At 70.6% G+C, this 7624-nt stretch carries 7 protein-coding genes; all 7 read left to right on the top strand.

Features of this window, described 5'->3' with window-relative positions; all coding sequences use genetic code 11:
- On the top strand, nucleotides 1–540 hold a 540-nt coding region (locus G6024_RS00485; protein ID WP_159147569.1), incomplete at its 5' end, for a hypothetical protein.
- Between the two features lie 132 nt (nucleotides 541–672).
- Complete coding sequence (locus tag G6024_RS00490; RefSeq protein ID WP_159147570.1) at nucleotides 673–3717, top strand: Na+/H+ antiporter subunit A; 3045 nt, start codon at nucleotides 673–675, stop codon at nucleotides 3715–3717.
- The gene (locus tag G6024_RS00495; protein WP_159147571.1) at nucleotides 3714–4343 is read left to right on the top strand and encodes a Na(+)/H(+) antiporter subunit C; all 630 of its coding nucleotides are present in this window, start codon (nucleotides 3714–3716) and stop codon (nucleotides 4341–4343) included. Before G6024_RS00490 ends, G6024_RS00495 begins: the two co-directional genes overlap by 4 nt.
- Nucleotides 4343–5965 (top strand): Na+/H+ antiporter subunit D, encoded by a 1623-nt coding sequence (locus tag G6024_RS00500; protein ID WP_194307158.1) that lies wholly within the window; start codon nucleotides 4343–4345, stop codon nucleotides 5963–5965. The genes G6024_RS00495 and G6024_RS00500 overlap by 1 nt, the downstream gene beginning before the upstream one ends.
- A 1-nt stretch (nucleotide 5966) precedes the next feature.
- Entirely contained in the window at nucleotides 5967–6743 is a 777-nt protein-coding gene (locus G6024_RS00505; protein ID WP_159147573.1) for a Na+/H+ antiporter subunit E, read from the top strand.
- 65 nt (nucleotides 6744–6808) lie between these two features.
- Nucleotides 6809–7036 (top strand): monovalent cation/H+ antiporter complex subunit F, encoded by a 228-nt coding sequence (locus G6024_RS00510; RefSeq protein WP_235027698.1) that lies wholly within the window; start codon nucleotides 6809–6811, stop codon nucleotides 7034–7036.
- Nucleotides 7033–7401, top strand: a complete 369-nt coding sequence (locus G6024_RS00515) for a monovalent cation/H(+) antiporter subunit G (protein WP_067719292.1) — start codon at nucleotides 7033–7035, stop codon at nucleotides 7399–7401. Before G6024_RS00510 ends, G6024_RS00515 begins: the two co-directional genes overlap by 4 nt.
- The last annotated feature ends 223 nt before the right edge of the window (nucleotides 7402–7624 follow it).

Below are 7624 nucleotides of genomic sequence, written 5' to 3' on the forward strand. Positions count from 1 at the left end.
ACGGCGAATCCCACCTTCGGCCGGCCCAACGCGACCGCCGGCTCTCCCACCTGCCCCTTCGCGGACCGATTCGGCCGCCGCCTGCCACGGGGGTTCGCCTCCGAGGCCGCGGGCCTGGACTGGCGCACGCTGCTCGACACCTACGCCCCGTCCACCGACCGCTTCCACCTGGCCGATTTCTCCCGCCGCCCGCTGGGCCGGGGCATCACCGCCTACGAGGCGATCCTGGCCACCCGTACCGCCGGGGACGCGCCCGGCGAGTTCACCGCCCGCCGCCTGACCACCGAGTCCTGCGGCGACGTCACCGCGATGTCCGACATGCTGGGGCAGGTCGGCGCCCGCACGGAGATCGAGCAGTTCCACCAGTACGAGGGCCACCGGCACGACGGCCACGCGTTCGGCGAGGCCGGATCGTGGTGCACCATCCTGCGCGCCAGCTGTGGTCGCCGCGAGACGTGGGCGCTCGGGTTCGGGCAGACCTCCACCGAGGCCTCGATCGCGGCGCTGCTCAGCGCCGCGACCCGTCTCCACCTGCGGTGAAGACGGGTCAGAAACACCGTTCTGTAAAGTGACCACAGGAACCACGCCCCGGTCGACCACCGACTCCCCGCCGCCTCGCGGCGGATACGTCCGCATGTCGTCGTCCGTTCGACGCAAGGAGAGGAGCCGCCGGTGATCGTGATCCTCGCGGCCCATGCCGTGGCCGCCCTGATCGCGATCCCGTTGGTGTCCAGGTTCGGACGCCGCGCCTTCCCGCTCCTGGCGTTGGTCCCCGCCGCCGGCACGGTGTGGGTGGCCGCGAACCTCGACCGGGTACCCACGGACTCCATCCAGTGGGCTCCCGGCATCCACCTCGCGCTCGACCTGCGGATGGACGCCCTGTCCGCGCTGATGTCCCTCATCGCACTGGGCGTCGGTGCGTTGGTGCTGTTCTACTGCACCTGGTACTTCGACGACTCCGAACCGCGACTCCACCTGTTCGCCGCGGAGCTCGTCGCCTTCGCGGGCGTCATGTTCGGCCTGGTCGTGGCCGACAACATGATCCTGCTGTACATCTTCTGGGAGATCACCTCCGTTCTGAGCTTCCTGCTGGTCGGCCACTACGCCGAGCGGGCCTCGTCCCGGCGTGCCGCCACCCAGGCACTGCTGGTGACCACCCTCGGCGGCCTGGCGATGCTCGTCGGCATGATCATCCTGGCGCAGGAGGCCGGGTCGTACCTGCTCAGCGAGATCGTCGCGGCCCCACCGTCGGGGGCCCAAGTCCACTGGGCCCTCGCCCTGCTCATCATCGGCGCGGCGAGCAAGTCCGCCATCGCTCCCCTGCACTTCTGGCTACCGGGGGCGATGACCGCCCCCACCCCGGTGAGCGCGTACCTGCACTCCGCGGCCATGGTCAAGGCCGGCGTCTTCCTCGTCGCGGCGTTCAGTCCCGGGTTGTCCGGCTCGTCCACCTGGCAGCTACCGCTCATCGCCCTGGGCCTGGTCTCCCTGCTCATGGCCGGGTGGCGGGCGCTGAGAGAGACGGACCTCAAGCTGGTGCTGGCCTTCGGCACCGTGTCCCAGCTGGGCTTCCTGCTCGTGCTGGTGGGCATCGGCTCCCGGGACACCATGCTCGCCGGGCTCACCATGCTGCTGGCGCATTCGCTGTTCAAGTCGTCCCTGTTCATGGCGGTCGGCGTGATCGACAAGACGACCGGCACCCGCGAGATCCGCGAGCTGTCGGGCCTCGGTCGCACGCGGCCCGCGCTGGCGGTGTTCTTCACCCTCGCCGCCGCCTCGATGGCCGGGCTCCCGCCCTTCCTCGGGTTCATCGGCAAGGAGTCCGCGTTCGCCACCGTGCTGGCCGAGGGGAGGCTGCACGGGATGCCGGCGATCGTCGTCACCGCGGGCCTCGTCGTGGGCTCGGTGCTCACCTTCTCGTACACCGCCCGCCTGGTCATGGGTGCATTCCGGGACAAGCCGTCCTTCTCCGACGGGATCAGCCCGGCCGTCGCCGACTCGAAGCCAGTCAACCCGATGTTCCTCTCGGTGCCCGCGGTCCTCGCCGTCGCCGGCCTCGTGCTCGGCCTGTGGTCGGCGCCCGTCGAGAACCTCCTCGTCCGGTTCGTCGACGTCGCGTTCCCGCCCGGCAGCCCGTGGCGCGGCGACGAGACCTACCACCTGGGACTGTGGCACGGCGTCGGCATCCCGCTGGCGCTCACGGCGGTCGTGTACGTGCTGGGAGCCATGCTCTACGTCGCCCAGCGGACCGTCGAGCGGATGCAGTTCGAGTCCCCCGCGCTGGGTAACGCCGACCGCATCTACGACGCCGTCCTGCGCTTCTTCGACCTCCTGTCCCTGCGCCTGACCGCGAGCATCCAGCGCGGCTCCCTCCCGCTGACGCTCGGCATCATCCTGTTCACCCTCGTGCTGTTCCCGTTCGCGTCTCTCATGGTCGGCACCCGCGAGGGCCTGCGGATGGAGCTGGCGGGCAACCCGGTCGTGCTGTTCGTCATGATCCCCATGACCGTCGCCGCGATCGCCGCCACCGTCCTGCGCAACCGTCTCGCCGCGGTGATCAGCATGTCCGTCACCGGCTACGGCGTCGCCATCATCTTCGCCTTCCACGGCGCCCCGGACCTGGCCCTCACCCAGGTGTTGGTCGAGACGCTGCTGATGGTCGCGTTCGTCCTGGTGCTGCGCACGATGCCCGCCGAGGTCCCGTTGTCGGACGGCTTCCGCCGGACCCGCGCCTGGCTCGGCATCGGGGTGGGGCTGCTCGTGGTGATCGTCGGCGCCTACGCGATCAACGCCCGCCAGCGGCCCGCCGTGTCCACCGTCTTCCCGGACCTCGCCTACGACATCGGCAACGGTGCCAACGCCGTCAACGTCACCCTGGTCGACATCCGCGCCTGGGACACCCTCGGTGAGATCACAGTGCTGCTCGTCGCCGCCACCGGTGTGGCCAGCCTGGTCTTCCGCAACCGCCGCTACGGCTCAGGGCCCCGCCTCGCCGACGCCGGCAAGACGCGCTCCGGCCGACGGGGCATCGAGGCCGCCCGGATCGTCGTCGAGGCTCCCGGCGCCTCCCCCGGCCGCTGGCTGGTCGGGGCGACAGTCCGCGATCCGCGGGCCCGTTCCCTCGTTCTCGAGGTCACCACCAGGCTCATCTTCCCCACCATGATGATCCTGAGCCTGTTCTTCTTCTTCGCGGGACACAACAACCCCGGAGGGGGCTTCGCCGGCGGTCTCGTGGCGGGCCTGGCCCTCGTACTGCGGTACGTCGCCGGCGGCCGCTACGAACTCGGGGAGGCCATCCCTATCGACGCCGGCCGGATCCTCGGATTCGGGCTCCTGCTGGCCGCCGGCACGGCGACCGCGTCCATGTTCTTCGGGGCGCCTCCCCTGTCCAGCGCCACCTTCGAGGGGACGCTCCCCGTGTTCGGGGACGTCAAGTTCGTCACGGCCCTGTTCTTCGACGCGGGGGTCTACCTCATCGTCGTCGGTCTCGTCCTCGACATCCTCCGCAGCCTCGGCGCCCGACTCGACCTGGACGCCGAGGACCTCGAGGAACTCCGCGCCGTCTACGTCGACGCCACCGACTCGCCGTCCACCGCCTCCCTGCGCCGCGTCCCCGGCGTCGACGGCGCCGCACCGCGGTCCGATCTGGCCGCCCGCCGCGCCGCGCGCCTGAAGGCCGCCGAGAACCAGGGCACGACGTCCCGGGGGATGCCATGACCGCCGACTTCGCACTGCTGCTCCTGGCCGGCATCCTCAGCGCCGCCGGCGTCTACCTGCTGCTCGAGCGGGCCATCATCAAGATCCTGCTGGGCATCATGATCCTGTCCAACGGCGTCAACCTGCTGCTGCTGGCGGCGGGCGGCGCCCCCGGGAACCCGCCCATCCGCGACCGGACCTGGGGCGGCAACGCCACCGACTCCGATCCGCTGGCCCAGGCCATGATCCTCACCGCCATCGTCATCACCGCCGGTGTCGGGGCGTTCATCCTGGCGCTGGCCTACCGCTCGTACCAGTTCACCACCGTGGACGAGGTCGCGGACGACGTCGAGGACACGAAGATCGCCCGACGGTCCCCCACCGACGCCTGGTCCGCCCCCGACCGTGACGCCTCCGACGACCACACCACCGGTCAGCCCACCGAACTCGGTGACCACGTCGACTACGACGACGAGGACCTCGAGGAGGCCGAAGCCGAGGCCGCCGCCGAAGCCCGCGCGGAAGCACGGGCCCGGGCCGAGGCCGATGCTCGCGCGGAGGCACGGGCCCGAGCCGAGGCGGAGGCCCGACGGATCGATCGACGCGTGAAGCGCTACAAGGACGCCGGAAAGGACGAGGACCTGTGATGTCCCCCGAACTCTTCGGCTACCTCATCCCGTCGGTCGTGCTCGCCCCGATGCTGGCGGCCGCCCTCTGTCTGGTGGTCTCCCGCCGACCGCGGGTGCAGAACGTCATCACGATCACCACCCTGTCCGGGGTGTTGGTCATCTCCGGCATCCTGCTGGTGCTCACCGAACAACACGGGATGCACACCGTCCAGGTGGGAGGCTGGGACGCCCCGGTCGGCATCACCCTGGTCGCGGACCGGCTCAGCGCGCTGATGCTGTGCGTGTCCGCCGTGATCCTGCTGACGGTCATCATCTACGCCGTCGGCCAGGGTGTCCGGGACGGAGACGGCGACCAGCCGACCTCGGTCTTCTTGCCGACCTACCTCGCGCTGGCCGCCGGCCTGAACGCGGCGTTCATCGCCGGCGACCTGTTCAACCTGTTCGTCGGGTTCGAGATGCTGCTGGCCGCGTCCTACGTCCTGCTCACGCTGGGTGCCAGCCAGGAACGTGTGCGCGCGGGCGTGTCGTACACCGTCGTATCGATGGTGTCCTCCATGGTCTTCCTGCTGGGCATCGCACTGACCTACTCCGCCGTCGGAACGCTCAACCTGGCGCAGATCGCCACCCGGATGACCGAGGTCCCGGACGGCCTGCGGCACACCATCTTCGCCGTGTTCCTCGTGGCGTTCGGCATCAAGGCCGCCGTGTTCCCGCTGTCCACCTGGCTGCCCGACTCGTACCCGACCGCGCCCGCCCCGGTCACCGCCGTGTTCGCCGGCCTGCTCACCAAGGTCGGCGTCTACGCGATCATCCGCTTCCACACCCTGGTGTTCCCCGGTGGCAGCATGGACGGCGTCCTCCTGGTGGCCGGCCTGCTGACGATGGTCGTGGGCATCCTCGGTGCGATCGCCCAGTCGGACATCAAGCGAATCCTGTCGTTCACCCTGGTCAGCCACATCGGCTACATGATCTTCGGGATCGCCCTGTCCACCGAGTCCGGGCTCAGCGCCGCGATCTACTACGTCGGCCACCACATCGTCGTGCAGACCACACTGTTCCTGGTCGTGGGCCTCATCGAACGGCAGGCGGGGTCGTCCTCCCTGCGCCGCTTGGGGTCCCTCGGCGTCGTCAGCCCCGTCCTCGCCGTCACGTTCCTCATCCCGGCGCTCAACCTGGGCGGGATCCCGCCGTTCTCCGGCTTCGTCGGCAAGCTCGCCGTGGTCCAGGCCGGCGCAGAGGTCGGCGGGGTCCTCATGTGGGTGCTCGTCGCCGGCGCCATGGTCACCAGCCTGCTGACGCTGTACGTGGTCGTGCGCGTGTGGTCCAAGGCGTTCTGGCGGCCCCGGGCGGACGCCCCCGAGGGCGCGATCGCGCTGGCCAAGCCGCTCGCACTGCTGCCGTCCGACGAGTACGTCGAGTTCGACGAGCGCGACGAGGTCGGGCGGATGCCGTGGAGCATGCTGGCCCCGACATGGGCGCTCATCGTCGTCTCGCTCCTCATGACCGTCTTCGCCGGCCCACTGCTCGCGGTCACCGACGGCGCCGCCGAAAGCCTCCGGGAGCGTGTCGAGTACCTCGTCACCGTCCCCACCGACGCCACACCCGAACGCTTCGTCGACTCCGTGACGGGGGTGCGCTGACATGGCCCGGAAGATGACGTTGGAGCCGCGGGTACTCGGCGCCCGCCTGTTCATGACCCTGTGGCTGGCCTTCGCCTGGGTCCTGCTGTGGGGCAGCATCGACATCGGCACCATCGCCGCCGGACTCATCGTCGCGACCGTGGTGATGGCCGTCCTCCCGCTCCCCCGCGTCCCCGTCGAGGGTCTGCTGCGGCCGGTGTCGATGGTGTGGCTGGTGATCGTGGTGGCCTACTACCTCGTCCGGTCGTCGATCGCCGTCGCCTGGCTGTCGGTCCGGCCCCAGGCTCCCCCGCGCTCCGCCGTGCTGCGCGCCCCGATGCGGCTGAAATCCGACTTCACACTGGCGCTGGCCGTCAACACCCTCAACCTCATGCCGGGCGGCATCGTCGTCCGCGTGGATCCCGCGGCCCGGTACGTCTACATCCACGTGCTGAACACCGGAACCGACGACGCCGTGGAGCATTTCAGATCCCAGACCGCGCACATCGAGACGCTCTACCAGCGCGCCTTCGAGCGCGACGAGGACTGGAAGCCGAGCCCGGAGCACTACTCCGCACCCGCCGACAGCGCCCCGACGACCGTGGGCACCGCGGACTCCGCGGAATCCGCACCCCACGCCGCTAACCAAGCCGCGCCAGCTCACGCCGCCGCAGACCACACCGACGCAGAAAAGCCCGAAGCTGCACGAGCCGAAGCGGAGCAGGAGGCAGCCGAGCACTCGGCCCACCACGCGGACGACGCCGGCGGCCCCACCCCGGGACAGGAGGCCCCCCGGTGAACATCATCTCGCTCGTCCTCTGGAGCCTGGCCGTCATCGCGCTGACGGCCGCGCTGTTCGCCACCATGATCCGGCTCGTCGGCGGCCCCAACACCCTCGACCGGCTGATCTCCCTGGACGCGCTCGTCGCGGTCGCCCAGGGCGGCATCGGCATCTACATCGCCTGGTCCAAGGACACCACCCCCGCCGCCGCGCTCGTCGCGCTCGCCCTCGTGGCGTTCCTCGGCTCGGTGTCCGTGGCCCGTTTCCGCGTGAACGACACCGTCGGAACGCCCGAGGAGGCCCTCCCATGACCAACGACCTGGTGGAGATCATCTCCGCACTGTTCGTCCTCGCCGGCGCGCTGCTGACACTGGCCAGCGCGATCGGCCTCGTCCGCTTCCGCGACACCCTCAGCCGCATGCACCCGGCCGCCAAGCCGCAGGTCCTCGGCCTCGTGCTGATCCTGCTCGGCGCCGGGATCCGGATCTTCCCGGACATCGACCTGGGCATGCTCGTGCTGGCCGCGATCGTCGCCGTGTGCACGGCGCCGGTGATCGCGAACCGCGTGGGCAACCTCGCCTACCGGGAGAGCGTCGAAGACGGCACCATCACCCACGAGGCCCCCGTGCTGGAGAAGTTCACCGGGTCGGGCCTCGACGGCAGCGCCGCCAACTGACCCGTCGCGCGGCCGGGGCCGGCCGCCGGCTCAACGCGAAGAGCGTCCCGCACCTGTCCCTCTCGGGGAACGTGTGCGGGACGCTCTTCTCGTCGTTCGGGGGTGGTGTCGACCCGTCAGGTCAGGGGCGGGCTGCTCAGGGGGCGGGCTGCGCCGGGGCGTTGCCGGCCTGCTGCCCGGCTCCCGGGACGACCGCGCCGTCGTCGGTGGTGGCCTGGCCGCC

Source organism: Dietzia maris, from assembly GCF_014144855.1.
Lineage (GTDB): Bacteria > Actinomycetota > Actinomycetes > Mycobacteriales > Mycobacteriaceae > Dietzia > Dietzia kunjamensis.

What these genes read in the sequence shown, in the direction of transcription:
- G6024_RS00495 (WP_159147571.1), top strand. Translation starts at nt 3,714, where the DNA reads ATGACCGCCGACTTCGCACTGCTGCTCCTGGCCGGCATCCTCAGCGCC.
- G6024_RS00500 (WP_194307158.1), top strand. Translation starts at nt 4,343, where the DNA reads ATGTCCCCCGAACTCTTCGGCTACCTCATCCCGTCGGTCGTGCTCGCC.
- G6024_RS00505 (WP_159147573.1), top strand. Translation starts at nt 5,967, where the DNA reads ATGGCCCGGAAGATGACGTTGGAGCCGCGGGTACTCGGCGCCCGCCTG.
- G6024_RS00510 (WP_235027698.1), top strand. Translation starts at nt 6,809, where the DNA reads ATGATCCGGCTCGTCGGCGGCCCCAACACCCTCGACCGGCTGATCTCC.
- G6024_RS00515 (WP_067719292.1), top strand. Translation starts at nt 7,033, where the DNA reads ATGACCAACGACCTGGTGGAGATCATCTCCGCACTGTTCGTCCTCGCC.